This is a genomic window from Paenibacillus sp. J31P316 (genome assembly GCF_056269105.1).
This window is the reverse complement of record NZ_JBWDNI010000020.1, coordinates 1-25,738: the sequence shown is the minus strand read 5'-3', so window position 1 is coordinate 25,738 and position 25,738 is coordinate 1. Positions and strand designations below refer to the sequence as shown.

General features: G+C 54.1%; 26 protein-coding genes. 21 read left to right on the top strand and 5 right to left on the bottom strand.

Annotated features, from left to right (window positions below):
• Positions 1–13: 13 nt before the first annotated feature.
• Positions 14–691, bottom strand: a complete 678-nt coding sequence (sdaAB, locus tag AC0YNU_RS29540) for an L-serine ammonia-lyase, iron-sulfur-dependent subunit beta (protein WP_475763055.1) — start codon at positions 689–691, stop codon at positions 14–16.
• A 237-nt stretch (positions 692–928) separates the two neighbouring features.
• Between sdaAB and AC0YNU_RS29535 the strand changes: the two genes are divergently transcribed.
• The 6 genes from AC0YNU_RS29535 to AC0YNU_RS29510 all read left to right on the top strand — a co-directional run bounded on the left by AC0YNU_RS29535 (position 929) and on the right by AC0YNU_RS29510 (position 10,021).
• The gene (locus tag AC0YNU_RS29535) at positions 929–2,707 is read left to right on the top strand and encodes a response regulator (RefSeq protein ID WP_475763053.1); all 1,779 of its coding nucleotides are present in this window, start codon (positions 929–931) and stop codon (positions 2,705–2,707) included.
• The gene (locus AC0YNU_RS29530; RefSeq protein WP_475763051.1) at positions 2,704–4,479 is read left to right on the top strand and encodes a cache domain-containing sensor histidine kinase; all 1,776 of its coding nucleotides are present in this window, start codon (positions 2,704–2,706) and stop codon (positions 4,477–4,479) included. The genes AC0YNU_RS29535 and AC0YNU_RS29530 overlap by 4 nt, the downstream gene beginning before the upstream one ends.
• Positions 4,480–4,598: 119 nt before the next feature.
• Positions 4,599–6,056 (top strand): ABC transporter substrate-binding protein, encoded by a 1,458-nt coding sequence (locus AC0YNU_RS29525; protein ID WP_475763049.1) that lies wholly within the window; start codon positions 4,599–4,601, stop codon positions 6,054–6,056.
• A gap of 165 nt (positions 6,057–6,221) precedes the next feature.
• On the top strand, positions 6,222–7,172 hold the full coding sequence (locus tag AC0YNU_RS29520; RefSeq protein WP_475763047.1) for a carbohydrate ABC transporter permease: 951 nt from the start codon (positions 6,222–6,224) through the stop codon (positions 7,170–7,172).
• Complete coding sequence (locus tag AC0YNU_RS29515) at positions 7,169–7,999, top strand: carbohydrate ABC transporter permease (protein ID WP_475763045.1); 831 nt, start codon at positions 7,169–7,171, stop codon at positions 7,997–7,999. Before AC0YNU_RS29520 ends, AC0YNU_RS29515 begins: the two co-directional genes overlap by 4 nt.
• A gap of 180 nt (positions 8,000–8,179) precedes the next feature.
• Complete coding sequence (locus AC0YNU_RS29510) at positions 8,180–10,021, top strand: glycoside hydrolase family 127 protein (protein WP_475763043.1); 1,842 nt, start codon at positions 8,180–8,182, stop codon at positions 10,019–10,021.
• Positions 10,022–10,117: 96 nt separating this feature from the next.
• On the opposite strand, the gene AC0YNU_RS29505 is transcribed toward AC0YNU_RS29510, so the two are convergent.
• Complete coding sequence (locus tag AC0YNU_RS29505) at positions 10,118–11,086, bottom strand: helix-turn-helix transcriptional regulator (RefSeq protein WP_475763042.1); 969 nt, start codon at positions 11,084–11,086, stop codon at positions 10,118–10,120.
• Between the two features lie 135 nt (positions 11,087–11,221).
• Here AC0YNU_RS29505 and AC0YNU_RS29500 point away from each other — a divergent pair, with 135 nt between their 5' ends.
• Both AC0YNU_RS29500 and AC0YNU_RS29495 read left to right on the top strand, forming a co-directional pair.
• Positions 11,222–11,701 (top strand): hypothetical protein, encoded by a 480-nt coding sequence (locus tag AC0YNU_RS29500; RefSeq protein ID WP_475763040.1) that lies wholly within the window; start codon positions 11,222–11,224, stop codon positions 11,699–11,701.
• Between the two features lie 24 nt (positions 11,702–11,725).
• On the top strand, positions 11,726–12,202 hold the full coding sequence (locus AC0YNU_RS29495; RefSeq protein ID WP_475763038.1) for a GyrI-like domain-containing protein: 477 nt from the start codon (positions 11,726–11,728) through the stop codon (positions 12,200–12,202).
• 88 nt (positions 12,203–12,290) lie between these two features.
• Here AC0YNU_RS29495 and AC0YNU_RS29490 read toward each other — a convergent pair whose 3' ends face one another.
• A complete protein-coding gene (locus tag AC0YNU_RS29490) occupies positions 12,291–13,298 on the bottom strand; it encodes a phosphotransferase (protein ID WP_475763036.1) in 1,008 nt (335 codons plus the stop codon).
• Positions 13,299–14,075: 777 nt separating this feature from the next.
• Here AC0YNU_RS29490 and AC0YNU_RS29485 point away from each other — a divergent pair.
• Both AC0YNU_RS29485 and AC0YNU_RS29480 read left to right on the top strand, forming a co-directional pair.
• On the top strand, positions 14,076–14,330 hold the full coding sequence (locus AC0YNU_RS29485; protein WP_475763034.1) for a hypothetical protein: 255 nt from the start codon (positions 14,076–14,078) through the stop codon (positions 14,328–14,330).
• Between the two features lie 290 nt (positions 14,331–14,620).
• Entirely contained in the window at positions 14,621–15,289 is a 669-nt protein-coding gene (locus AC0YNU_RS29480; RefSeq protein ID WP_475763032.1) for a TetR/AcrR family transcriptional regulator, read from the top strand.
• Positions 15,290–15,384: 95 nt separating this feature from the next.
• Here the strand turns inward: AC0YNU_RS29480 and AC0YNU_RS29475 are convergent, their stop codons facing one another.
• Together AC0YNU_RS29475 and AC0YNU_RS29470 are read right to left on the bottom strand one after the other, a co-directional pair.
• Positions 15,385–16,809, bottom strand: coding sequence for an MFS transporter (locus AC0YNU_RS29475; RefSeq protein ID WP_475763030.1), 1,425 nt, complete (start codon positions 16,807–16,809; stop codon positions 15,385–15,387).
• Between the two features lie 246 nt (positions 16,810–17,055).
• Entirely contained in the window at positions 17,056–17,799 is a 744-nt protein-coding gene (locus AC0YNU_RS29470; protein WP_475763028.1) for an SDR family oxidoreductase, read from the bottom strand.
• A gap of 445 nt (positions 17,800–18,244) precedes the next feature.
• Between AC0YNU_RS29470 and AC0YNU_RS29465 the strand changes: the two genes are divergently transcribed.
• The 11 genes from AC0YNU_RS29465 (at position 18,245) to AC0YNU_RS29415 (ending at position 25,374) form a co-directional block, all read left to right on the top strand.
• Positions 18,245–18,706, top strand: coding sequence for an SRPBCC family protein (locus tag AC0YNU_RS29465; protein ID WP_475763026.1), 462 nt, complete (start codon positions 18,245–18,247; stop codon positions 18,704–18,706).
• Entirely contained in the window at positions 18,703–19,137 is a 435-nt protein-coding gene (locus AC0YNU_RS29460; RefSeq protein ID WP_475763024.1) for a GNAT family N-acetyltransferase, read from the top strand. The genes AC0YNU_RS29465 and AC0YNU_RS29460 overlap by 4 nt, the downstream gene beginning before the upstream one ends.
• 66 nt (positions 19,138–19,203) lie before the next feature.
• Positions 19,204–20,004 (top strand): inositol monophosphatase family protein, encoded by an 801-nt coding sequence (locus AC0YNU_RS29455; RefSeq protein WP_475763022.1) that lies wholly within the window; start codon positions 19,204–19,206, stop codon positions 20,002–20,004.
• A gap of 39 nt (positions 20,005–20,043) precedes the next feature.
• Complete coding sequence (locus tag AC0YNU_RS29450) at positions 20,044–20,370, top strand: L-rhamnose mutarotase (protein WP_475763020.1); 327 nt, start codon at positions 20,044–20,046, stop codon at positions 20,368–20,370.
• 46 nt (positions 20,371–20,416) lie between these two features.
• Positions 20,417–20,827 (top strand): hypothetical protein, encoded by a 411-nt coding sequence (locus AC0YNU_RS29445; protein ID WP_475763018.1) that lies wholly within the window; start codon positions 20,417–20,419, stop codon positions 20,825–20,827.
• 91 nt (positions 20,828–20,918) lie between these two features.
• Positions 20,919–21,446, top strand: coding sequence for a DUF5662 family protein (locus tag AC0YNU_RS29440; protein ID WP_475763016.1), 528 nt, complete (start codon positions 20,919–20,921; stop codon positions 21,444–21,446).
• A 4-nt stretch (positions 21,447–21,450) separates the two neighbouring features.
• Entirely contained in the window at positions 21,451–21,972 is a 522-nt protein-coding gene (locus AC0YNU_RS29435; protein ID WP_475763014.1) for a GNAT family N-acetyltransferase, read from the top strand.
• Positions 21,973–22,007: 35 nt separating this feature from the next.
• The gene (locus AC0YNU_RS29430; RefSeq protein ID WP_475763012.1) at positions 22,008–22,595 is read left to right on the top strand and encodes a hypothetical protein; all 588 of its coding nucleotides are present in this window, start codon (positions 22,008–22,010) and stop codon (positions 22,593–22,595) included.
• Between the two features lie 18 nt (positions 22,596–22,613).
• A complete protein-coding gene (locus AC0YNU_RS29425; protein ID WP_475763010.1) occupies positions 22,614–23,195 on the top strand; it encodes a GNAT family N-acetyltransferase in 582 nt (193 codons plus the stop codon).
• A gap of 101 nt (positions 23,196–23,296) precedes the next feature.
• Positions 23,297–23,791: a GNAT family N-acetyltransferase gene (locus tag AC0YNU_RS29420; protein WP_475763008.1), complete on the top strand. Its 495-nt coding sequence runs from the start codon at positions 23,297–23,299 to the stop codon at positions 23,789–23,791.
• A complete protein-coding gene (locus AC0YNU_RS29415; protein WP_475763006.1) occupies positions 23,788–25,374 on the top strand; it encodes a hypothetical protein in 1,587 nt (528 codons plus the stop codon). The genes AC0YNU_RS29420 and AC0YNU_RS29415 overlap by 4 nt, the downstream gene beginning before the upstream one ends.
• Positions 25,375–25,738: the final 364 nt, after the last annotated feature.

The following is a 25,738-nucleotide window of genomic DNA, read 5'->3' as shown; positions in this document are numbered from 1 at the left end:
GGTCGCGCTCCTCTCAAGTAATATGAACGAAACGAACGGAATGGATCTCGGCATAAGCGGCGAGCTCGCCCCGCAGCGTCGGCGGGAAATCCTCGTCCGTCTCCAGCACCATCATCGCCTCGCCGCTGCGGCTCTTGCGGTCGACGGACATCGTGCCGATGTTGATGCCGTGATGCTGCAGCAGCCGCGCCACGATCGCGATCATGCCGGGCGCATCGGCGTTCCGAATGACAAGGGTCGGATAATTGCCGCACATCTTCACCTTGAAGCCATCGATATCGACGATCTCGATATTGCCGCCGCCGATGGAGGTGCCGACCAGCGTAAACGCAGGCTCTTCGTCGCTCGCGTCCGCGTACAGATGAAGCTCGGCGGTGTTGGGATGAGAGAAAAGCCCTTTGCCCGTAATCGCTTCTACCCGCATCCCCGCCTGCTCGGCCAGCCCCAGCGAATCCGGCAGGCGGACGTCGTCCGTCGCCATATCCAGCAGGCCGCCGACAATGGCGGCATAGGTGCCGTGCCCCTCGTACGTCGCGGCGAACGAGCCGTAGAAAACGATATCCGCCCGTTGCGGAAGCGGTCCGAACAGCTGCCTCGCTGCCCGTCCGATGCGCGCCGCGCCGGCGGTATGCGAGCTTGATGGCCCGATCATCGGCGGACCGATGATGGAGAAGACGTCTTTGAATCGCACGGCGATCCCTCCCCGATAACCGACTTCTGCCGGCCGGTTTATAAGAAGACCTGATTAAAATGGTAGTATGTGGAATACGTTTCGAATTATGCATTTCCGCCGTTCCGAACCGTTCTTGAGACCGTTTCGCCGGCGAAGGAAAATAAATCCTCTTGAAAAATTCCCTACCCAACGATCGGTAGACGTAGTACTGTATGGAGAAAACAAGAGATCAGACAGGCTGAAAGGAGATCGGTGATGAACATTCTCATCGTTGATGACGAACCTCGCCATGTTAGAGGGATGGTTCACATGCTCCGGACGATGCGCCCGGATGCGCATGTAACGACGGCGAAGGACGGGGAAGCCGCGCTCGCGAGCGTACGGTCCGAGCTGCCCGACGTCGTGCTCAGCGATATTCAGATGCCGAATATGGACGGGCTTACTTTTCTGAAGCGGCTGGAGGAAGAAGGGCTGAGAACGAAGGTCGTCATGGTATCGGCGTACAATCTGTTCGAATACGCCCAGACCGCGGTTCGACACGGCGCTTACGATTATTTGCTGAAGCCGGTGGACACCGTCAAGGTGGAAGCGCTGCTGGAGCGGCTGGAGCAGCAGCTCGCAGCCGAAATGCAGGCGCGGGAAGCATCCGCCGAGATGCTGCAGCAGCTGCAGCTGGCTTCCCCCGCCTATCGGAGCAGGCTGCTTCATCAGTGGCTGGCCGGCGAGCTGCCGCCCGAGGAACGGTCGGGGCTGTACGACTGGGAGCTGCTGCGGGAGGTCGATGTCCTGATGCTGACCGAAGTGAACCGGCAGCCGCAGCACCGCAGCGATGCCGAACCGGATTCGCAATCGATACCGCTTCAGCTGCTGACGGAACAGCTGAGCCGGCTTGCTTCGGGGTTCGGGCAGGCATGCGTATTCCCGCTGCAGACGGAGCCCAATCAAGGGATACGGCTGGTCACGGCGCTGCAGCTTGCGAAGCCGATGCGGCAGGAAGAGCTCCGCGGCGCGCTGCTGGCGCTTACGCATTCATGTCGGCAGTATGGCGCGCTCCGTCACGGCATTGGATCGATGCTATCCGAAGCGTCCCGTGATAGCGCTGCAACCGGCGTGAATAGCGCCTCTGCCAAGGAATATGTCGCCATTCAGAATAGCGCCTCTTCCAAGAGTGACGTCATAGTAGAAAACGTCACCGTAAACCTGACCCCCTCCACAGAGGAATATGGCGCCAATGACGGCACCGCTGCCGCGATTCCTTCCCTGTACCGTCAAGCCCGGAATGCCCTCGCCTATACCTTCCACGAAGAATGGCAAGGAGTCGTCTTCGGAGAAGCGATTGTTCCGCAGGCGGCAGGCACAGCCTTCCGTCTGGACGGAGAGGAGCTGTTCGAAGCGCTTCAGGAACCGACGCTGGCAGCTGCCGAGGCGTTGTGCCGGAGGGCTTTCCGGGAGCTTGCCGCCCAAGGCCATACCGATCCCAAGCTCATGAAGGATCATGCGGCGCTGACGCTGATGAAGATCAAGAGCCGTACCCGGGACATTGTCGATCCGCTGGTTGGAAACGTTCTCACCCAAGCGGCCGCCTCGGACATTGCCGCCTGCTCCGGCAGCGGCGCGCTGATGGATCTGCTGCTGGAGTGCCTGAACGCCGTGCAGCGTTCGCTTGCCGAGCGGAAGCAAGGTCGCGGCGAGCTCGTCGTGGACACCTGCTTAAGCTGGATCCAAGCGAATTACCAGGCGGATATTACGCTCGAGATGGCGGCGGTGCAGTTTCACTTCAACGCGTCGTATTTCAGCACGTTAATCAAAAGCCGGACGGGCCGCTCGTTCTCCGATCACGTGACGGAAGCGCGCATGCGCCGGGCCAAGGAGCTTCTCGCCGCAGGCCAGCTGAAAATATACGAAATCGCGGAGCAGTGCGGCTACCGGGACACGAAATATTTTACGCGGATGTTCAAACGGCAGGTCGGACTGTCTCCGGAAGCTTATAAACATACGGCGAGGCCGAACGCCGGGAACGAGGAGGCGCCATGACATTTCGGATGAGACTGCTGCTCAGCTATCTGACGCTGATCGCGCTGCCGCTGTTCATACTGAGCACGCTGTTCTATCGGACGAGCCTGAACGTCGTCACCGAGCAGGCGCAGAAGAACGTATACGCCGTCGTGGAGAAGAACAACGACGTGATCGACACGAAGCTGGGCATCGCGGATCAGAACAGCCGCGCGCTGTTCGTGGACAAGGATCTGTTCAATATCTTCAACATGCTCAATCCGGCGAGCGAAGAGGAGCTCATCGCGGCCGACCGCCAGGTGTCCGCGATCCTAAGCAAATATTTCTCCCAAGACGAGGACGTGTACAACGCCCAGCTGTGGACGTCGTACATCAGCTTCGGCTTGTCGCGGGCCATGCCTCAAGGCGATCCGACGCAGTCCCTGGTGTACAAGGAGGCCGTGAAGGCGGCGGGCAAAATGGTCTGGTACCCGACGTACGACTTTATCCGCATGTTCGATCAGCCCTGGCTGACGGAAGGGACGATCGATTATCGGTATTTGTTCTCCGCGACCCGGCTGCTTAACTTTTCCCATATGGAGGACAGCTCGCTGGTGAAGCTCAAACCGAACGTGGAGCGTCCGGTTCTGACGATCAGCTACAAATCGACGGTGCTCGATAAGCTGTTCGAGAAGAGCATCCCGACCGGCTCGTCGTACATGGTCCTGGACCCCGATAATTTCGTCGTGGCCTCGAGCGACAAAGCGCAGATCACCAAGCGCTACGAGCAGTCCTGGCTCGATGCGCTAAGCAAGCGAGAGAGCGGAACGGAGCGGCTCAAGCTGAACGGCAAGAACCAGATCGTTTGCTTCGACCGCTCGGAGGTAACGGGCTGGATGTCGATCGTCATTACGCCGCAGTCGGCGCTCGTGAGCAATCTCGTGCCCGTCATCCGCACGTCGACGATCGTCAGCGCGCTGGTCTTGATCGGCGTCGCGCTGCTGTTCGCGTATTTCATCCTCGCCCGGATGACCGGTCCGATCAAGAAGCTGATGAGCGCGATGCGGTCGGTAGGCGAAGGGGACTTCCAGACCCGCGTCGAGGTCGCCCGCAACGACGAGTTCGGCCTGCTGTCGCAGCGGTTCAATCGCATGAACGACCGTATCCACATGCTGGTCAAGGAGAATTACGAGATCAAGCTGAAGGAGAAGGAAGCGGAGATTCAGGCGCTCAACATGCAGATGAATCCGCATTTTCTGTACAACACGCTCAATATCATGAACTGGACCGCGATCGAGAACAATCAGAAGGAGCTCAGCCACATGCTCGTCTGCTTGTCCAATATGCTGCATTATACGTCCCGCAAGGATTGGGGCGCGGTGCATCTCGCGGAGGAACTGGAGTGGATGCGCAATTATTTCTACATCATGACCGTCCGGTTCGAGGGGAAATTCGTCGTCGCGTACGACATCGAGCCCGCGCTCTACGAAGAGAAGCTGCCGCGGCTGCTGTTCCAGCCGTTCGTGGAAAATGCGATCCTGCATGGCTTCAGCGCGTTGGAGGAGGGCGGACTCATTACGATACGCGGCTGGGCGGAAGGTTCAAGCCGGTATTTCGAAATCCGCGACAACGGCCGCGGCATCAGCAAGGAAGGCATCGATGCGATATTATACAAGGAATCCGCATCCGTCGGCATCAAGAATACGATCTCGCGCATCCGAATGGCGTACGGGGACGAATACGGCATCTCCATTCATTCCGTGCCGGGCGAAGGAACGAGCGTGAACATTCATCTTCCGCACAAGACCCAATAATAGTCCACCATTCTAAAAATGCTCGGGTTTTGTAAGCGTTACCGCTCACTTACAATAAAGTCATCATAGACTGCAGCTATGAGCCAATGAGGATGAACGCAGAGAGGGGCTCGCTATTCATGTTAAGAAATCAATGGAAATTCGTTTCCGTGCTCTTGGTCGTCATGCTTTCGAGTATCGCCATCTTGTCGGGCTGCACGAAGTCGGACGGCGGCAATGCCAATACCAATGCGAATGCCGGTACGAATGCTGCCGGCAACAACGGCGCAGGCGAGGATGCGAACGCCGGATCGGCCAATGCGGGCAGCGGCGAGAAGATCAAGCTTCGGCTGACGGGCTGGGGCGCGCCGGACGAGGTTGCGGCGTACAAATTCGCCATCGAGAAGTTCGAGAAGGCGCATCCGAATATCAACGTGGAATTTCAAGCGATCAGCGCCGATTACGATACGAAGCTGACGACGATGGTTGCCGGCAACGACGAGCCGGACGTCGCCATGATGGAATCGGCTACGATCGCTTATCCGCTGGCCGAGCAGGGCAAATTCGTGAATTTGCAGGATTACCTGTCCACGGACACGGAAATCACGCCCGATGCGCTGGTGCCGAACATTACGTACTCCTCGGAGCCGGGCAATGTGATCGGAATCGGACCGGGACCGGAAACGTTCGTGCTGTACTATAACGAAGACGTGTTCAAGGACGCGGGCATCGAGCCGCCGCCGGCAGATCCCGCGCAAGCATGGAAATGGGATCAATTCGTAGACGTTGCGAAGCGTCTGACGATCGACAATAAAGGCCGCAACGCGACCGAGGAAGGCTTCGATCCGAAGAGCATCAAGCAATTCGGCATCAACCTGCCGACGTGGTGGGGCGTCTACAGCAACTTCATCTACTCCAACGGCGGGGATTTCCTCTCGGCCGACGGCAAGACGCTGGCGCTTAATCAGCCGGAAGCGGTCGAGGCGCTCCAGAAGATGGCCGATCTGATCAACGTGTACCATGTTGCGCCGTCCCCGCTGCAATCGAAGAACATTCCGGGTACGAACGTGGCGCTCCAAACGAAGAAGGTCGCCATGGCTTTCGACGGCCAATGGGCAACCGCAAGCCTTGCGCAATCCAAATTCAATTACAACGTAGCGCCGATGCCGGTATTGAAAGAACCGGTAACGACCGTCGTGGCCGGCATGTTCTCGATCTTCAAGTCGACCAAGCACCCGCAGGAAGCGTGGGAGCTGCTCAAGGCACTGATCGATCCGGATGCTTCGTTGGACGTTCTGAAGGCCGGCACCTGGATGCCTTCCCATAAGGATTGGTACACGGATGCGGACAAACTGGCCCAATGGACGAAAGATCTGCCGTCCCGTCCGTCCAACTACAAAGGCGCGGTCATCGACATGCTGCTGAGCCACAGTCACGCGACGCCGACGTCGTACGTCAAGAACTTCAACAAAATCATGGATGTCATCAATCCTGCTATGGATAAAGTATGGCTTGGCAAGCAGTCGGCCAAGGAAGCGCTGGATGCGGTTGCCGCGAAGGCGCAGGAGCAAGTACAAGGCCGCCGCGACGTGAAGTAAACCATTCGTTCGCGGCCGCCGGCGAGGAGCAAGGACGCAAGAGGCGTCCGGAAGCAAGCCGCCGGCGGAGTCAAGCAAGGCCGTCCGCAGCTGTGGACGGCCGCTATCGGGGGCAGCGCTCCGACCTGGAGCGCTGCCTTTTTCCATAGACAGGAGGGGATTGGCATGGAGATTTCGGCTGTTGACGGGCAAACCGCTCGCGACCGGAAGAAAAGCACCACGAGCAAGAGAGAGCGAAAGGCGTTGTTTTACGGCCTGCTGTTCACGTCGCCGGCGATACTCGGCTTTCTGATTTACACCCTGGGTCCCATGGTTGCAAGCTTCTATCTCAGCTTGACGGATTATAACGTCTTCAAGGATCAGACGACTTTTATCGGATTCGACAATTACGCGAAGCTGTTCTCGGGGAAAGACGAGCTGTTCTACCCATCGCTCGGCGCAACGTTCTATTTCGTCGTACTGCGCGTGCCGGCGGTCATTATCATCTCGTTCCTCCTGGCGCTTCTGCTGAATATGAACGTGAAGGGCCGTTCCATGTTCCGGACGATTATCTACCTGCCGAGCATCGTGCCGGCGGTCGCTTCATCGATGATTTGGCTGTGGCTGCTGAACCCGGATCTCGGGCTCGTCAACACGGTGCTGGATTGGCTTCACCTTCCGACGAGCAGCTGGCTGTTCGGAGAGAAGAGCGTTATTCCGTCCATCGTCCTCACGACGCTGTGGGGAATCGGCGGGACGGTCATTATTTTTCTAGCCGGACTGTCCGGCATTCCGAAGCAATATTACGAGGCGATCGACGTCGACGGCGGCGGCTGGTTCCATAAGCTGCGGCATATTACCATTCCGATGGTGACGCCGACGATCTTCTTCAATACGATCATGACGATCATCGGCTCCTTCCAGGTGTTCAGCGAGGCCTATATCCTGACGCAGGGCGGACCGAATAACAAGAGTATGTTCTTCGTCTTCTATCTGTGGCGGACGGCGTTCCGCGATACGGAGATGGGCTACGCTTCCGCGCTGGCTTGGATCCTGTTCGTCATTATTCTGATCTTCACCTTCATCGTCTTCAAAACTTCGAAATCCTGGGTGCACTACGAGGGGGATCGATCATGAGAGAATCCAGGCTGAAGCTTGCCGCAGGGTATGTCGCCCTGCTTATCGTGTCCGTGATGTTCATCGTGCCGTTCGTCTGGCTGCTGCGCAGCTCCGTGATGGACTTGTCCCAAATCTTCATCATGCCGCCGGAATGGATTCCGAAGCCGTTCCATTTCGAAAACTTCAAGGAAGCCTTGACGGTGCTGCCGTTCGGTACGTTCTTCAAGAACACGATCACCATCGTCGTCAGCGTGCTGCTCGGCACGGTCATCTCGAGTACGATCGCGGCATTCGGCTTCTCGCGTATCCGTTGGAAAGGGCGCGATATGATCTTCGCCGTGCTCATGACCGGCATGATGCTGCCGGCAGCCGTGACGCTTATTCCGAGCTTTATCGGCTGGAAGGAGCTCGGCTTCTACGATACGTTCTATCCGCTGATCGTGCCCGCGTATTTCGGCGGCGGGATCTTCAATATCTTCCTGCTTCGCCAGTTTTACTTGACGATTCCGCAGGACTTCGACGAGGCGGCTTTCGTGGACGGCGCGAATTATTTTCAGATCTACTGGCGCATTCTGCTGCCGCTTAGCCGCTCTGCCGTCATCGTGGTCGCGTTGTTTACGTTTCTCGGCTCGTGGAACGACTTCATGGGACCGCTCATTTACTTGAAGAGCGACAGCCGGTTCACGCTCGCGCTCGGCCTGCAAATGTTCCAAGGCAGCTACACCGCGCAGTGGGACCTGCTCATGGCAGCTTCGGCAACCGTCGTTCTGCCGTGCGTCGTCGTCTTCCTGGTCGGACAGCGTTACTTCTTGGAAGGAATAACGCTGACGGGCTTGAAAGGATAGAGGCGATTGGTTTGCGTAAGGCGATTGGTTTGCGTTCACCGACGGAGGTCGGGAAATGCAGCATTCGCCAGCTTCCTCGAAAGGTCGGGGAATGCAGCATTCGCCAGCTTCCTCGAAATGTCAGAGGAGTGCAGCATCCGTCTACTACTAGACGACTACTAGACAAGGAGGCATGCAAGCATGTCGAAGGTAGAAAATCAGGTGAAGGGCTGGCAGGGCGTCCCTTTCTCCGCCGTGCATATCGATGATGCTTTCTGGCGTCCGCGGCTGGAGGCGCTGAAGAACGTCACGATCGACGTCTGCCTGCGCAAATGCGAGGAGACGAACCGGATCGCGAATTTCGCGCTGGCCGCGGGCTTGGCGGAAGGCAAATACGAGGGGATGTACTATAACGATTCCGACGTGTACAAGGTGCTGGAAGGCGCCGCCTACGCGCTGATGACGGATCGCGATCCGAAGCTGGAAGCGGAGGTCGACCGGATTATCGGATTGATCGAGGCGGCTCAGGAGCGCGACGGATATCTCTCCACGTATTATACGGTGGAGGCGCCGGACCAGAAGTGGACCGACATGGAGAAGCACGAGATGTACAACGGCGGTCATCTGATCGAGGCCGCGGTTGCTTACTATCAAGCGACCGGCAAACGACAGCTGCTGGACGTTGCGTGCCGGATGGCCGATCATTACGATACGGTGTTCGGGCCTGGCAAACGCCACTGGGCCGAGGGGCATGAAGAGATCGAGCTGGCGCTCGTGAAGCTGTTCCACGCGACGGGGGAAGAACGGTACTGGAAGCTGGCGCTCTGGCTGCTCGAGGAACGCGGCCATGGTCACGGCGTCGGCGCGATCTGGGATAAGCCGGACTGGGGGCCGGCGTATTGCCAGGACGACGTTCCGGTCCGCGATATTCACGAAGTGAAGGGACATGCGGTCCGCGCGATGTACTTGTACACGGCTATGGCCGATGTCGTGCTCGCCTCCGGAGATCCCGCTTATATGGATGCGCTGGATCGCGTATGGGCGCATACGGTGGAGCGGAACATGTACGTGACAGGCGGCATCGGGCCGTCCGTTCATAACGAAGGCTTCACGCATGATTATGATTTGCCGAACGAATCGGCGTACTGCGAGACCTGCGCAGCCATTGCGATGGCGTTCTGGAATCACCGGATGAACCTGCTTCACGGCGACGGGAAGTACGCGGATATCGTGGAACGGGAGTTGTTCAACGGCGCGTTGTCCGGAATCTCCTTGTCCGGCGACCGATTCTTCTACGTCAATCCGCTCGCGTCCAAGGGCGAGCACCATCGGGTCGAATGGTTCCATACTTCTTGCTGCCCGACGAACCTCGCGCGATTCCTGCCGTCCATCGGCCAGTATACGTATGCCAAGGCGGAGGACGGAATCACGGTCAATCAGTATATGAGCAGCGAGACGACGATTGAGCTGAGCGGCGGCCGCAAGGTACAAGTTGCGCAGTCCACGACTTATCCGTGGAACGGACGCGTCACGCTCACGGTTACGCCGGAGCAAGCCGGGGAATTCGCGGTGCGTCTGCGCCTTCCGGGCTGGTGCAAAGGCTACCGCGTAACCGCGCAAGGTCAGTTCGTCGGCGGAGCGGAGTCGTTGGCGGAGAAGGGATATCTCGTCCTGAAGCGGCAATGGGCGCCGGGCGATACCGTCGAGCTGGAGCTGGATATGCCCGTCGAAGCGGTCCGTTCCCGTCCCGAGGTGGAAGCGAACCTGGGACGGATCGCCTTCCAACGCGGACCGGTGGTCTACTGCGTCGAGCAAGCCGGCAATGCCGAGCTTGGTTACGATGCTTTCGCGCTGGATGCGCAGGCGGCGTTTGCCGTTCAGCACCGCGGCGAGCTGCTCGGCGGCGTGACCGTGCTGCACGGCCGAACGGCCGAAGGCGCACTCTGCGAGCTGATCCCGTACTATGCATGGGATAATCGCGAAGCGGGCTTCATGCAGGTATGGCATCGCGAAGCGGAGGACCGGGGGCTTTATCGGTCTTAAGGAAGAGCAAGGGGCAGTTGCTGAGGCGACTGCTCCTTTTTTCGTTGTAGGGAAGTGGATTGAAACAATAGAAGGGAAATGAGCAAATCTAAGATTTTAATAGGCAGGCGGCATCCTGAAACGCTCTTCCAGAATCACGCGCAGCTCGGCGGGAATTCGTTCGAACTCGACACCTTTCCCCAGGAACAAAAGCCAATCCGCATAATACGCCAGCGAATCCGCATCGGTCACGTCCAGTTGAAGATTGAACATCCCGCTCGATTGAAACATCCCGGTGAACGACAAAATGATTCCCGGGGGGTGCATCCGCTTAAAACGCTGAATCCCGATCGCATCAAGCTTCACGACAAGATTGGACTCGCGTGCAAACAGCAGCTTCTTGCTTAAAATCTCTTGTTCCGACCACTTCAGCTCCCGTTCGGAAATTGCCGAATCCCGCAGCATCACGACAGGCAAATAACGAAACTCATTCGTATCCAAATCATAAACCTCGGCCTGCCACTGCGCGTTCGAGTTAAAGACATGCAGCAAAAAAACGTCCATTAATTGCGGCCAGCCTGGGCTGAGCTCGTAAGTCAGGCGCAAGTGTTTATCCCGAACGGCAAGCGAAATCAACTGGTTCAGCTCCTCGGGCGCCGCATCGTCGAGCTCCAATAGATTCGGATTGGAAGGATTCGTGTTTTCGAACAGCAGGATATGATTCAGCTCGATCAGCTCGTCTTGCTGGGTTTGCGAAGCGATGCCGATCAGTTTCTCGGTGATGGAGCGGCGATTGTGCAGATAAGGCAGCTGCGAATTTTTCGAGGCGATAAAGCTGATGAAAATCGCTTTGAGCTCTTCCGGCGTGAAGCGGACGGAGGGCAGATACTGATTTTGCAGGACATTGTATCCGCCGCCGCGGCCAAGCTCGGTCGTCAGCGGAAAACCCATGGACTGAATCTCGTTAATGTCGCGAATCGCCGTCGCGCGGGAAATTTTGAACTCCCGCTGAATCTCGGCAATCGTAAAATGCGCGCGGTTATTGATGTAGCGCATGATCAGGTTCACTCGTTCTGTTTTCTTCATGATTGTATTGTATCAAAAAAGCGGCGGAAAGCGCGAAGCAGAAAGTACGAAGTCGAAAATAAAGGTATCACTTTTTGATACATTCGGAAAATAGAATCAATCTTGTAAAACAAACCCGCAAAGGAGAGAATAAAAATGACTACTTACTCCATCAAAACAATCTCGGAGAATTTCAAAATGACTGGTTACGGTGTTACGCTTGAAGATTATAACGACTGGGCAGGCAACGCAGCCAAAACGGCGGCGAAAAAAGCGGAAATCACTGAAAACAACAAGCTTGCCGAACTTCTCGCGCTCGCGGACGGGCAAGAATACCAAATCAATTACCTAGTTAACGGCAAGGCTTGGCGCGGCTTCGGCGTGATGGGCGAGTTCGACGCGGAAGGCGCGGACGTCCTCGATTTTCTCGCTGGCGAGTACCTCGTCGTGCCTGGAACGAGCGCTGACAAAGACCGTCTTGCCGACGAAATCACCGGCAAAGTGTTCGGCGGCTTGCTGCAAGAAATTACGGACTACAAATACGTTGGTCCTGGTAACTCGACATTCGCGAAAGCAGCCGAAAACGGCGGATTCTACGGCGAAATGTGGCTTCGCGTACAAAAAGTCGAAGGCTAATTGCCCAATAGGAGGAGAACTCGCATGGCAAATTACACGTTGGAACACAAAAAATCATTCACGTTGACCGCTTACGGTTTTTCGATCCAATCGAATTTCCAAGACATGCCGGCGATGCAAAAGGAAAAGGCCGAATTTTGGGGCGGGCTCAAAGCGGACGGACGGTTCGATAAGCTCAAAAGCGCCGCAAAGGACGATCGCGAATGGTCCGTTAACGAGGTTTACCAAGGCAAACCGTGGAATTATTTTGCGGTAGCAGCCGGCAAGTCGGTGACAGACGCAACGCGCCTCATCGAGTTTCCGGAGAGCGAGTACATCGTGGTCGCGGGAAATGGCGACAAGGAAACGTTGTTCGATCAGCTGACTTACCGCGCGTTCGGCGAAGTTTTGTCCCAAATCACCGACTATGCTTACATCGGCGGTCCGAACGCGACGTATCGGGAAGATAACGGAGACGGCACCTTCTACGGCGAATTTTGGGTGCCTGTGGTTAAAAAATAATAAGCATGTCCAATCTTGCCCAAAAAAAAGTCCGCGGTTTCTGCGGACTTTTTCGTTTATCGAATCAAGTTCTTGATAGTTGTTGGTATTAAGGGAAGGCCTTCATTTCATAGACGTTTTGAAGCGTATGGACAAGCTTCGTCTTCTCGTCATCATCCTCTGCGTGGAGATACCCCTCTACAAGTCTGTACCCGAATATGAGAAGGATCATCTCGTAGACGCAATGATCGGCGATAGCGGGTGCATCCGCATGCTCCGAGAAGCCTTTGTAATACGCGGGAACACATCGCCGGTAGTATTCGACCATGTGATCGATATCCGCTTCATCCGCAATCAGGCTTGCGAGATCCTCTCCCAAGTAGCCCCATCCGGATGTATCCCAGTCGATCAGCGCGATTTTCCCATCGGCATAGATCAGGTTGGTCACCCAGAAGTCCCGGTGACAGAGCACGAGGGGCAATTTTTCAATGCGGGCGAGTATCTCGTCCGAGCGCTCGTCGATGTCGATTAGCATTTGCCGCACGTGCTGCGGGAATTCGCAGTCCTCCGAGCGTATATAATCGTAGACGACCGGCCATGACCGGTAATGCAGATACTTATTCTTCATGAAATCCGCATGGCTCAGGTTGGTCAGGCTCTGCAGCACAGCGGGCTGCTCCGCATACAACTTGCCTTGATAGCGTCCCAACTCCAGCGCAGCCTGTTCAAACATATCACTGGTCAAGTCTAAGCCGGTTACGCCGTCGATATATTCCAGCCACAGTTGCCATTCATTTTCCTCGGCATTGATCTCTGCATGATAACATGTCGGCCAGCGGAAGGCGTCCGTGAACGTCGCACCCAAGTCGGACGCATAGAGATCATATTCCCGGCGCCATGAGCCCGGATCTCCGTAACGCTCCCATTTCTTCTGAATTTTCAGCACGATACAGTACGGTAATCGTTCTCCGTCTGCGGTTTCGGCGATCCCCGTTACCTGGCACACGGTTCCCACAGTTCCGCCGCGTAATGGCATGGTTTGGAAGTCTGCTGAAATGATATCCTTCTGGAACCGTCGGCTTAACGTGTAGATAAGAGTTTCGAATGTAATCATCATTTCTACCAACCTCCGTTTGTCTTCGTTTTACTCGCTCTCGCCCTGCCGGGCAATAATTTATTGTTTTTGGACGCAAAAAGGCCACGGACAAGCAGCCTCTAAAGAAGCTGCTGTCGCGCGGCATCGGGACGCCAAAAGATACGACCTTCATCGTATCCTGCAAACAGCACTATTCACGAAAGGTTACTTTGGATGGCATACCAAATAATACGGACGATACCCCGCTTTTTTGCCTATGCCAGCTATTCAGTTTTAAGACCGAACCACCCTATAAGCAGTTGCCATTCAAACACATCTCCCTTCGTTCAGGAATTTGCTTATCGCTAAGCCGTCTATAAAATACCCTTTTTTGGAAATAAAAGCAATGCCGGATTTTAAGGGTAAGCTGTTATTGGCAGCGGCTATTATTGCCGCCAAGATCAGCTCTTTGCATTTGCATCAGGAAGCAGGGCGTGCGGAAACAGAACCAATGACGTTGTAAAATTTGGAAACGGGAGGGGCTGGCATGTTCGTCGGTAATTTGGTTAAATGAATCGAAAGCCGGACTGGGAAGTATCTTAGCTATTTTTGCCGAAGATCTGACGCAAGAAAGGAATCCATCATTTGAACATTGTTTATATGCTTTCGGCCCCCGTGTTTACGGTATTTTTGCTGTTTATTGCGATGAAGTGCTTTTTGCTGATATTCAGAACGGATCTCTTAAGGTGGACAAGACCGGACGTGCCAAGATGGGGACAGCTCCTATCCATATGGATAGGGAGAGCAGGATGCCTTGCGGTGACGGGATTGATTCTATGGTGGGCTGCCCCGTACATGCAGGACGATTATGCACTGGTCACGCAAAAGTACGCGGTGATGGAGGGTTATCCGATGAATGCCTATTCCGAGCATAAAGATCTCAACGAGTACGTGGTCTTCGAAGGCCAGACGCTGGGCTTCGCATTCGATTCGGGAATGACGGTCGGAAAGAAATATAAGGTGAAATATTTACCCCATACGCATACCGGCATATACAGAAAAGCGGTCAAGTAAACGCGGTTAATGGCATAAACGAAAACAGAACCGGCTTTCCGCAGATGATGCGGACTTTCACGGTTTGCGGATGAAATGGGATGGACCTACGATTTCAGCGAATACACCCAACAAGATGTGGGTCACGACAGCCAAGCGATAGCAGCACCTAACCTTTTGGCGGCCAACTGCGACTTCGTATCGAATGAACAAAAAAAGGAAGATGTGTTTATTTCGGCTTTTTTGTATTTCAATGTTAGGTTCATGTATAATAGAAGGTAACGGTTTTTAAGGGGAAGGGGGAATTTTGCTTGGGAGATCAAGTCGCGGACCAACAAGAGAAAACCAAGATGAAATGCTTGAAAAGACTCATCACCCCCGTCATGAAAGAAGGGTTTCAAGCCTTGCGGATGGACGACATCGCCAAGCTTATGGATGTCAGCCGAGCCACGTTGTACAAGCACTTTTCTTCGAAGGAAGAAGTCATCGAAGGCGTCGTTCGCATTTTCGCGGATTACGTCGCCAAGCTCGAGGACTTGGGACCGGAAGACGACGACACCGTCTACGCAATCGGATTCCAACGCTTGTTCGAACAGTCCGTGACGCTTGCCGGGAAAATATCGGATGAGTTTATGAAGGAACTGCAAGCGGTCTATCCGGTGCTGTACGATGAGCTTAAGACCGCTTTGAACGAGCGGAAAGAAGTAATCGTCCGGTTTTACCGCAACGGGCAAAGCAAGGGAGTCTTCAATCCGATTAACGAACACCTGCTTGTGCTCCAAGACGTTGTATTACTAAGGGAAATCGTGAACCCCAAATATTTGCTTTCCCGTAATATTTCGTTTCGGCAATCGCTTGCCGACTATTATCTGCTGAAAAAAACGCAGCTGTTTAAAGCGGATAAAGCGTCGATCGTCGACGATTCGAAAATCGAACCGATTATCGACCATCTCGTGGAGAAGTTCACCAGTACCTTATAGCGCGGAACAATAGCGCAGAACAATAGCCCGGAACAATAAAAAGAAGGAGTCGCAAATCATTCTGCGACTCCTTCTTTTCTTGATTCCAGCCGCCTTCAGGCGGATTCCCGAACTTTGCCTTTCGGTTGCGCGACGGATCTCTTGGTCGGCTTCAGGTCGGGCATGAACCAGACGAGCACCACGACGAGCGCCGCCGTCAGAAACGCAGCCGAACCGAGGATCGCCGTCGAAGTTGCGTGAGCGATAGCGGACTTGGAAGCTTCGCCCCCGCCGATCGCCGTTTCGAATACCGTAACCAAGATCGCGAGCCCTAACGAGCCGCCGGTTTGGTGGGCGGCATTGACGAGCCCCGAAGCCGCACCCGCGTCCCGTGCCTCCACTTCGGCGATGCCGAACGAAGTGAACGGAGAGAACACCATGCCTGCCCCTATTCCCATAATGATCAATGGAACGAACATTTCGGGGAAATATAACGTATGGGACGAAAGCCGGCTGAGCAGCAACGTGCCGATAATCGCGATCACGATGCCCGAGATCAGTACTTTAAGATTGCCGAACCGCGAAACGAGCATTGGCATCAAGTACATCATCCCGAACATCACGACCGACATCGGAAGAAAGGCGATGCCGGCTTGGAAAGCGGTGAAACCGAGCACGTTTTGCAAATATTGGGGCAGGAAAAAAAAGAGCGAGAAGTTTCCGGCGACCATGAGAAACCGGCCGAGATAAGCTCCGGATCTGCGACGGTTGGAAAATAACCGTAGCGGCGTGATCGGCTGCTTCGCCCGGGCTTCGATAAAGACGAACGACGTCAGCATGACCGCGCCGAACGCCAGAGAAATCAAGGTGAGCGGCCGCGCCCATCCTTCGGAAGCCGCCTGGATAAACCCGAACACGAGTGCCGACATGCCCAGAACGGAAGTCAAAGCGCCCATCGCGTCGAATTTGCCCGCGGTTTTGTCCGTTTCGCGAAGGAAACGCGGCGCGAGTATGAGCAAGGCGATGCCGATCGGAACGTTGATGAACATCCCGACTCTCCAGGATACGTATTCGGTCAGCCATCCCCCGAGCACGAGGCCGACGCTGCCGCCCCCGCCCGCGATGGCGCTATAAACGGCAATTGCTTTCGCGCGCTCTTTCGCTTCCGTGAAGCTGACCGATAGCAGGGCCAGCGTGGACGGCGTGGCGAATGCGGCCGCAAGTCCTTGCAGGGCGCGGGAGAAGAGCAGGAATTCGGCCGATTGCGCGACGCCGACCATAACGGACGCGATCGTAAACAAGGCGATGCCCAAGGACAAGGTTCTCCGTCTTCCTATAATGTCTCCGGTCCGGGCGCCTAACAGCAGCAAACCGCCGAAGACGAGAATATAGGCGTTCTGTACCCAAGTCAGGCTTGTCGTCGACAGGTGCATCATCGCTCCGATTTCCGGAAGCGCGGTGACCATGACGGACGAGTCGAGAATAATCATGAGTTGGCAGGCAACGATAAGCATCAAAATAATATTCTTAGATGATTTCAACTCGATCATCCTTTCGCGTTGGTGTCTTTGTCGAGTTGAATCATATCACGCTCCTAAAACAAAGTAAACAAAATATATGTTTTTTGTCTATTTAATTTAATGGTAAATAGTACTCCGATGTTTCGGTACGGCGCCTAACGATTATGGACCGATTCACATAAAAAGCCGGGAACCCTTGGGTCCCGGCGCTTTTTCAAATCGCGAACGACTTGTTGAATCGCAATCAACGTAAAAGCGTAGACTAAATCACATACTCTGAACCGTCGGTCTAATCACGATCTCGTTAACGCCCGTATCTTCGGGTTCGTTGATGGCGTAAGCGATCGCTCCGGCGATCCGGTACGGCGAAATGCCCATGTCGCGGAAATGACCAGCCATCGCTTGCACCTCGGGGCTCGTCACCGTGTTTAGCAGCTCCGACTCCGTTATCCCCGGGGAGATGATAGTCGTTCGAATACGGGAGGTCGGCGACTCTTCCTGGCGCAGCCCTTCCGTAATCGCTCTGACGGCGAATTTGGTCGCGCTGTATACGGACGAGGTTGGGCTGACGGTATGGCCGGCAACCGAAGAAACATTGATAATATGCCCCGACTGCTGTTCTCTCATGATCGGCAATACAGCGGCAATGCCATGCAGCACGCCTTTAATATTCACGTCGATCATCTGATCCCATTCGGCGACCCTTAATTCACTCAGCCGCGACACCGGCATGATTCCGGCGTTATTCACAAGCACGTCGATCCAGCCGTATCGTTCGAGCGCGAACTTCGCAAGCTTCTGCAAGTCTTCGGAGGAAACCACGTCGGCCTTCAGGTATACGGCTTTCCCGCCGGTTTGCTCGATTTCGCTCACGATCGTTTGCAGGCGTTCCTCTCTTCTTGCCGCCAATACGAGCTTGGCTCCCTTCATAGCCAACAGCTTGGCCGTGGCTTCCCCGATGCCACTTGATGCTCCCGTTATAATGACCACTTTCCCGGCTATGTTTTCCAATGCGAATCGATCCCTTCGAATTTCGTTTTCAAACGCCTTGTTCAACACGCGTTGATTAAATGGCATTTGTTGATTATTAGTATATAGAGATACGAAAGGACTTCAATCGCCGATGTGACCGCATTTGTTTCATACTCAACATCCGGAGCGAAAGTGTTCATCTATTGAAGGAGGCCGACCCGGCATGGGCACGGAACTGAAAATCGACAGCAGCTGTGGCGATTGTTCGAGCGAAATGATAGATGAGCACTAGTACGATGAAGAAGAGGGCGGTGAACGCAGGTTCATCAAGAAAGAGGCGCCGGATTGGCGCCTCTTTCTTTACGCTTAATCCCACCTTCGTTCATAGAGGAATTCATAAGTTTCCAAAAGCTCGGTATGGAAATTTCTAGTATGCCGTGGGATACTTGCTAGTAAGAGGATGGCACGGAAAGGTGGCGCCCAAGTGGTTACCGTTACGACGCGGATCGAGATCGATGCTCCGATCAATCTATGTTTTGATCTAGCGAGGGACATTGATATCCATACCCAAACCGTATGGAAGCATACGAAAGAAAAGGCCGTAAGGGGCGTTACTTCGGGACCGATCGGATTCGGGGAAACGGTCACCTTTGAAGCGACTCATTTTGGCATTAGACAGCGGCTGACGTCGAAGATTACAACGTTTGAACGACCGTTTCATTTTACGGACGACATGCAAAGAGGTGCCTTCAAGAGACTAAGGCACCTGCACGAGTTTAGCGAGCAAGATAATAAAACCATCATGACGGATACGCTGCAGTTCGAGGCTCCGCTCGGGTTCTTGGGATGGATGGTCGAACGAGCGGTACTCCGGCGTTATATGAAACGATTCTTGGAACATCGGAATGAGCAGCTGAAGTTGATAGCGGAGGCGATGGTAGAATGAGCGGCATCCTGATTCATACCTGTACGCTTGAGGAAGCGGACCTGCTCGCTGAGTTGAATAAGCAGCTGATCGAAGACGAGAAGCACGATAATCCGATGAACGTCGTGCAACTGAAGGAACGCATGAGGCAGTTTATGGAGACAGGCTACGTGGCCTATACCTTTGTGGAGAAAGAACAGGTCAGAGGTTATGCGCTAGTCAATCACCAGAGAGATCCGCTGTACGTAAGGCAGTTCTTCATCTGCAGGGATAGCAGAAGAAACGGCTATGGAAGGCTGGCATTCTCCAAGCTGCTCGCCTATTTAAACGCCACTTATGTGGACATTGAAGTGCTGCATGGGAATGAAAGCGGCTATGCGTTTTGGAAGTCATTGGGCTTTCGGGAAAGAAGCGTATCTATGCGGTTGGAGAATCCGCTGCAGTCGCAGTAGTCACGGCAAACACAGCTGTTACGGCAATCCTAACTCTACTAAAATCCACGTAAACCGAGGTGCCATATGGATACTCGCGTCATTCAACAAGCTAGGGAACTATCGGAACGCATCATCCGGCAAGCAGGAGCCATTGCGAGAGAGAAATTCGATCAAGTGGGCCAACTGGAGACGAAAGGCGATTTTGGCGACGTCGTTACGGAAGTCGACCATCTAGCCGAAGCGCATCTGCTGCATCACATTGGCTCCGCTTTCCCCGATCATCAAATCCATAGCGAAGAAGCGGGCAGCTTGGGGAGCGAGAGCGACTGGCTGTGGTTAATCGATCCGCTGGACGGAACGAATAACTATGCCATCGGACTGCCGGTGTTTACGGTATCGATCACGTTAATGTACCAGAGGGAAGCGGTTCTGGGCGTTATCTATGAGCCGATGACGGACCGCTTATTCGTGTCCGCCGTTGGCGAAGGCGCATTCTGTAACGGAAAGCCGATGTCCGTGAGAAGCAACCCCAATCTGCTCAAGGGGAACGTCGGCTGGATTCAAGGGCATGTCGTGCGGAATGACGATCGAGCCGTTCGGTTGAGACAGCATATTGATTTGCGTTTCAAACGGATGATGCGATTATGGGCGCCGACCTTGCAATGGTGCATGCTGGCCAAAGGCGATATCGACGGCATTATTTTGTACAACTCCGAGGGGGACGATCTGTATTCCGGTCTGTTGATGGTTAAAGAAGCCGGAGGCATCGTCATCGATTTCGAGGGAAATCCGTTTATGGGGATGAAAGAAGAACCTTACATCATTGCTTGTCATCCGGAACATCGCGATGAGCTGCTAAGTATCGTAAGAGAGGGCTTAGGCTGATTCGGCGGCTCAATCAACCATTCAAGGAGGAGAATGACCATGGAACATATCTCATTCGCGCTTCGCATCGACCCTGCCAACATCGAGGAATATATCAAACGGCATGACAATGTCGATCCCGAGCTGGAGGCCGCTTTCGCCAAATACGGGATCAAGCAGTACCATATCTTCCACATGGGAGACGGCACGTTATTCGCTCACATGCAGGTCGAGAATTACGAGGAAGCGATGCGCGGGATCGCGGCGACGCCGGCCGAGGCGAAATGGCAGCGCTTTATGGCGGATCTGCTGCTTCCGTGGGAGAACGGCCAGTTGTCCAAGCCGCTGCGCCAGGCGTATGCGTTCGAGGCTCGTGGGGATGAGTAGCGTTGAGGGAAGCTGGAGGACGATCACGCCGGAAGAGGCAAAACTAATGGGAACCGACGTGGCCCATAACGAAATGGAAAACGGTCAAAGACGTTTTCGATTAGTGAACGAAGACGGGAGCTCGTATATAAGATCAGAGGGGTCTAATAAAGGCGTTTGGGAAAATAGCCATTATCATAAGCAATTGCATGAACTGTATATTGTCGAGCGTGGATGGATCGTGTTCGCGGACCTTATCGACACGGGTCAAGTAACGTTCACTTATTTGGCGAAGGGGGAGACCATGGACGTTAAGCCCTTCAAGCATCATAACATCTATGTGTCGGCGTCTGCCGTAACTCATGTAGTTAAATATGCGGGCGGCAACACGCTGAATCCGGACTGGTTTGCTTCATCGGAACTAGATAAGGTAACAAAAGGCGTAGCTGAGGATGAACTATTGAAACTCATAAAGTAGGAAACCCCAGCTGTAGAAGGGGTCTTGGAGATTCGGGCAGATCGCGAGATGACTGCGTACCATGTGAAGGCGGAATAAACCTTCCATAAGAATGACGTTCAGTCATCTCGAAGAAACCCCAAACTACAAACCAAAGGAGACGACGCCTATTCCTATCGCAGCCTACTGGCGTTATTTCCTGTACGTCGTGGACCACAAAATAAACGTCCTCGTCGAATGCTGGCGAGAAGGATTATATCTCCAGGGCATCGTGCATGACCTGTCCAAATTTCATCCCAAAGAATTTGTCCCCTATGCTCTCAAATTCTATGCCGACTGCAAGGACGAACAGACCGAATTGCGATGGCAATACGCGTGGCTGCACCATCAGAATCGCAACAAGCACCATTGGGAGCATTGGGTGGTCAATAAGCATGCGAGGGAAGCATTGCCGATGCCGCGAAAGTATATCATCGAAATGGTGTGCGACTGGCGATCCTTCTCGAGAAAATGGGGACGCAAAGTCAAGGAGTCGAGTTTGCTGGAGCGAATGCTGACGTCGGACAGCATCATTTTACATGCAGCGACGAGGCAGGAACTGAACGACTATTTAGAATCCCAAGCCCATGTAGGCAGGTGACTCGATGAACATCAGAAGATTGCAATTTCAAGATATAGCGGCTTACTGGAGCCTGCGATTAGAAGCGCTGCAGCGATTTCCGCAGTCGTTCGGAGCTTCGTACGAAGAAGCTCAAGATACGCCGATCGAGCGTATCCAAGAACGATTTTCCGCAGCGGACGAGAACTTCATCGTGGGTGCTTTTACGGAGACAGGCGAATTGATTGGCATGGTCGGATTCAGGCAGGAGACTTCCCTCAAAATGCGGCATAAAGGCATGGTGTGGGGGATGTACGTGGAGGAACGCTACCAAGGACAAGGAATAGGGAAGCAATTATTAATGGAACTCTTGCATGACGCCCATCGCCTATCCGGACTGGAGCAGATCAATTTATACGTAGTAGATACCAATCTACCGGCCAAACGACTCTATCAATCCTTGGGGTTTCAAACCTACGGCATAGAGATTCACGCCATGAAATTAGATGCGAGCACCTACGTGAACGAAGAATTAATGGTCTATAGACTCGAACGAAACGCAAAGTGAGTCTCAAAGAAGCGTGAACCTCAAGGGGGATCCAAATGGTTGAATATGTGACGCACTACTACAAGTCCGTTCCATTCCGAAGCTTGTCGGCATTAACGAGGCCCGAAGCGATGGCAGTCATGAGTGATCTATGCGACGACTCGGCTTTCTTCGAACGGTTCAAGGAGCCAGCCGACTATTGGGATAATAGAAGAGAAACCGAGATTTGGTTAAGGGAACGATTTATTGCGAAAGGCGGCAAGCCGAAGGATAACTATCCATTCTATGCGGTTTTCGGGTCGTCTACATGGATTGAGCAGTATTCGTTAACCGCAGGGATTGGCCTGGATAAGGTTCAATTGCCATTCTCGATTTTCGATGAAAGCGACGTTAGCTTCACGTTACCGGACAGCATGGTTTCGTATTGGATCGCCAGGGATAAGCCGGAGGCCTATTATCGCCCGCATCTTCATGGGCATGTCTTTACGCTCTCGGAGATCGGGGCGCTAGCTACCAGCGAGTTGATGGACATGATCCCATCCATGCACCCGGAAGGGACCCTTCCTTATGTGGAAGCACAGATTTGGAATCATAAAGCCGCGCGTAAGTTCGTTCGCGATCAGCTCGCGACGGACAAGGGATAACCAATAAGGAGCGTGACGATGACGATGGAATCGCCAATTTACAGTAACCCCGTGCTAGAAACGGAGCGGGTCAGGCTAAGAAAAATCACCTCGGCCGATGTGCCTGCAATCTATCAGTACTGTTCGGACAACGAAGTCGCCCGCTATACGAGCTGGTACGCGCATATCACGCAGGCGGACACGGAGGGATTCGTCAATCATATCATCCAATTATATGAGGATCAGCAGGTAGCCCCCTGGGGAATCGAAGATAAAGAAACAGGAGCGATCATTGGCACGGTCGGCTTCGTGTATTGCAACCCCAAGCATGCTCGGGCAGAGATCGCCTATGCGTTATCGCGCCCCTATTGGAATAAGGGAATCATGAGCGAGGTTGTGGAGCGCGTGATTGCATACGGATTCGAAGTCCTGCAGCTAGTGCGAATCGAAGCGCGCTGTCTGGTCGCGAATACGGGATCCGCGAGGGTGATGGAGAAGTGCGGCATGGCATTCGAAGGAATCCTGAGAAAACATCTCTTCGTCAAAGGGAAGTTCGAGGATATGAATAAGTATGCCATTATTAACGATGATAATTGTAGGCGTATGCAGGGGTTGCCGTGAGCTCCACGATTGCCGCGATTGCCGCGATTGCCGTGAGTGCGGACTCGCTGACAGCCCAGTAACGCAGATGATTAAAAGTCGCACGCGAGGAGAATCCAAATATGCTTCAAATTCTCGATGTTCGTCATCATCCTGAACTCCTGGAAGACGCCATTTCCTATATTTGGGGGCAATGGGGAGCGGAGTCGAATCGGAATTTCTACCGGGATTGCATCGTTCAGTCCTGCAAAACGGACAGCGATCTGCCGCGGTTTTATGTCGCTGTCGAAGAGAACCGCATCATGGGTTCGTATGCGCTCTTAAGAAGCGATTTGAACAGCAGACAGGACTTGTGTCCTTGGTTTGCCTGCCTGTACGTGAATCCAGATGCCCGGGGCAGGAAGATCGGCGAGCTGCTGCAGCATCATGCCATACGGGAGACGAGGGAAAAAGGCTACTCCAGCCTGTATCTCTGCACGGATCTGATCGGTTATTATGAAAGAAATCAATGGTCATACGTCGGGCAGGGCTATTCCTTGAACGATGATGTGACTAGAATCTATGCCTATCACATGGACAAGCCTCTCGGGGAATCAGAAACGGAGCGTAAACGATGAATGCAGCTGTTTATCCGAATAACGTCAATATCATTAACTTCATTCGCGGCGTAGAGCCAAGAGAGCCGATCGATCTGCTCGAGCCGGTCCAAGAGCAGCTTGCGCTCGTGCAAAAGCACGGCCTGCCGGCTAGCTGGCTGCTTCAATATGATGCGTTGATCAATCCGGCATTTACGGATTTGCTGCTGCGCGAAGCGGATGCCTCGCAGGAAATCGGCGTATGGTTCGAAGTCGTGCAGCCGCTGGCGGAGAAAGCGGGCATTCCGTGGAGAGGCCGCTACGCCTGGGATTGGCATGCGCATATCGCCTTCTCCGTCGGCTATACGCCGGAAGAACGAGAGCGGCTGGCGGATGTGCTGATGGAGGATTTCCGCGCGATCTTCGGCTACTATCCGCGATCGGTCGGGTCCTGGTTTATGGATGCGCACTTATTGGCTTATTTGTCCGACCGGTATCATATCGTGGCTTCCTGCAACTGCAAGGATCAATGGGGGACGGACGGCTATACGCTGTGGGGAGGCTACTACAATCAGGCCTATTATCCGAGCCGCTTGAACGGATTCATGCCCGCCCAGACGGAGGAATGCCAAATTCCGGTTCCCGTATTCCGCATGCTCGGCAGCGACCCGATCTATCAGTATGATGCACAGCTGGGCGGCAATGGACAGAGCGTCATTACGCTCGAGCCGGTGTATTCGGGCGACGAAGGGGGAGGCGGCATTCCCGAGTGGGTCCGATGGTTCTTCGACGTCAATTTCCGCAAGGAGCAGGTCTCATTCGGTTACACGCAAGTCGGCCAGGAGAACTCCTTCGGCTGGGATTTGATGAAGGACGGTTTGATTCAGCAAGTCGAGCTGCTTGCCAGCAAACGGGAGGAAGGCGTATTGAAGGTGGAAACGCTGGCGGAATCGGGCGAATGGTTCAGGGCCCATTATCCCGTCACGCCGGCCTCCTCGCTGGTCGCGCTGACGGATTGGAGGCATGAAGGCCGCCAATCGGTCTGGTATTACAACCGCTATTACCGGATCAATCTACTGAACAACAACGGCGACCTCTGGATTCGCGACATTCACTTGTTCGACGAACGTTACGAAGAGCGCTATATGAAGGATGTGGCCCTGGATAAAAACAGCCACTACGATACGCTGCCGGTTGTCGACAGCGCCCGATGGAGCGACAAGCTGACGTCGGCCGGTCTCCGTCCCGTTATTTATGACGACGGAGGCAAGGCCGTGCCGGTCGTCGTACAGGCGGTGGAAACGGATGAGTCCGTGATCGGCGAGCTTGCGATTCGGATTCGTTTGGAAGGGGAGCGCACGCTGCGGATTCAGTGCTCGGAGCGCAGCATGGCTTTCACCGCGAATTGGACGGGCTGGGGCATTCAGCTGGTATGGGGCGATACGCCCGAATTGCCGAAGATGGAGTTGGAAGCGAATGCGATTCGTTATGCCTTCAATGGTTATCCCTATAAGGTGGAATTGGAAAACAATCAACCGCCTGAAGTCATGTCGGAGCTGAGCGGCAAGGCCGTGGGCGGAATCGAGATTCGCGCCGTGGATCGGGAATTGAAGTTTTTGGTTTAATGTGCAGGGTACGAACGGTGAAACGCTGGTCAAATGACCAACTATACATTGAAGGGACAACAACGTTATCGTCCTGACAAGTGGTCAAAGTTGACCGTTAGAACGAACATCGCGTCCATTCCAAGTGATTAATGGACATGGATGACCATTAGAAGATTATTCCACGGTTTAGTCAGAGATTTCGCGCGCTTATGGACATGAATTTCCGTAAGAAAGTTAAACTCCCGAAATATTGACGCTAACGGTCATTCATTGGGCCTAGAATAGAAAGTGGACACCTCTTAAGAGAAAGTGAATAATAACTTCAACAGGAGGTGTTCACATGGGTGAACAACGGAAAAGATTCAACGAAGAGTTTAAAAAG

Coding starts and splice junctions, on each gene's coding strand:
- AC0YNU_RS29490 (WP_475763036.1), bottom strand. CDS start 13,298: ATGATGATTACATTCGAAACTCTTATCTACACGTTAAGCCGACGGTTC.
- AC0YNU_RS29460 (WP_475763024.1), top strand. CDS start 18,703: ATGAGCGGCATCCTGATTCATACCTGTACGCTTGAGGAAGCGGACCTG.
- AC0YNU_RS29505 (WP_475763042.1), bottom strand. CDS start 11,086: ATGAAGAAAACAGAACGAGTGAACCTGATCATGCGCTACATCAATAAC.
- AC0YNU_RS29520 (WP_475763047.1), top strand. CDS start 6,222: ATGGAGATTTCGGCTGTTGACGGGCAAACCGCTCGCGACCGGAAGAAA.
- AC0YNU_RS29525 (WP_475763049.1), top strand. CDS start 4,599: ATGTTAAGAAATCAATGGAAATTCGTTTCCGTGCTCTTGGTCGTCATG.
- AC0YNU_RS29455 (WP_475763022.1), top strand. CDS start 19,204: ATGGATACTCGCGTCATTCAACAAGCTAGGGAACTATCGGAACGCATC.
- AC0YNU_RS29450 (WP_475763020.1), top strand. CDS start 20,044: ATGGAACATATCTCATTCGCGCTTCGCATCGACCCTGCCAACATCGAG.
- AC0YNU_RS29440 (WP_475763016.1), top strand. CDS start 20,919: ATGACGTTCAGTCATCTCGAAGAAACCCCAAACTACAAACCAAAGGAG.
- AC0YNU_RS29510 (WP_475763043.1), top strand. CDS start 8,180: ATGTCGAAGGTAGAAAATCAGGTGAAGGGCTGGCAGGGCGTCCCTTTC.
- AC0YNU_RS29495 (WP_475763038.1), top strand. CDS start 11,726: ATGGCAAATTACACGTTGGAACACAAAAAATCATTCACGTTGACCGCT.
- AC0YNU_RS29530 (WP_475763051.1), top strand. CDS start 2,704: ATGACATTTCGGATGAGACTGCTGCTCAGCTATCTGACGCTGATCGCG.
- AC0YNU_RS29425 (WP_475763010.1), top strand. CDS start 22,614: ATGACGATGGAATCGCCAATTTACAGTAACCCCGTGCTAGAAACGGAG.
- AC0YNU_RS29500 (WP_475763040.1), top strand. CDS start 11,222: ATGACTACTTACTCCATCAAAACAATCTCGGAGAATTTCAAAATGACT.
- AC0YNU_RS29420 (WP_475763008.1), top strand. CDS start 23,297: ATGCTTCAAATTCTCGATGTTCGTCATCATCCTGAACTCCTGGAAGAC.
- AC0YNU_RS29430 (WP_475763012.1), top strand. CDS start 22,008: ATGGTTGAATATGTGACGCACTACTACAAGTCCGTTCCATTCCGAAGC.
- AC0YNU_RS29515 (WP_475763045.1), top strand. CDS start 7,169: ATGAGAGAATCCAGGCTGAAGCTTGCCGCAGGGTATGTCGCCCTGCTT.
- AC0YNU_RS29535 (WP_475763053.1), top strand. CDS start 929: ATGAACATTCTCATCGTTGATGACGAACCTCGCCATGTTAGAGGGATG.
- AC0YNU_RS29445 (WP_475763018.1), top strand. CDS start 20,417: ATGGGAACCGACGTGGCCCATAACGAAATGGAAAACGGTCAAAGACGT.
- AC0YNU_RS29415 (WP_475763006.1), top strand. CDS start 23,788: ATGAATGCAGCTGTTTATCCGAATAACGTCAATATCATTAACTTCATT.
- AC0YNU_RS29435 (WP_475763014.1), top strand. CDS start 21,451: ATGAACATCAGAAGATTGCAATTTCAAGATATAGCGGCTTACTGGAGC.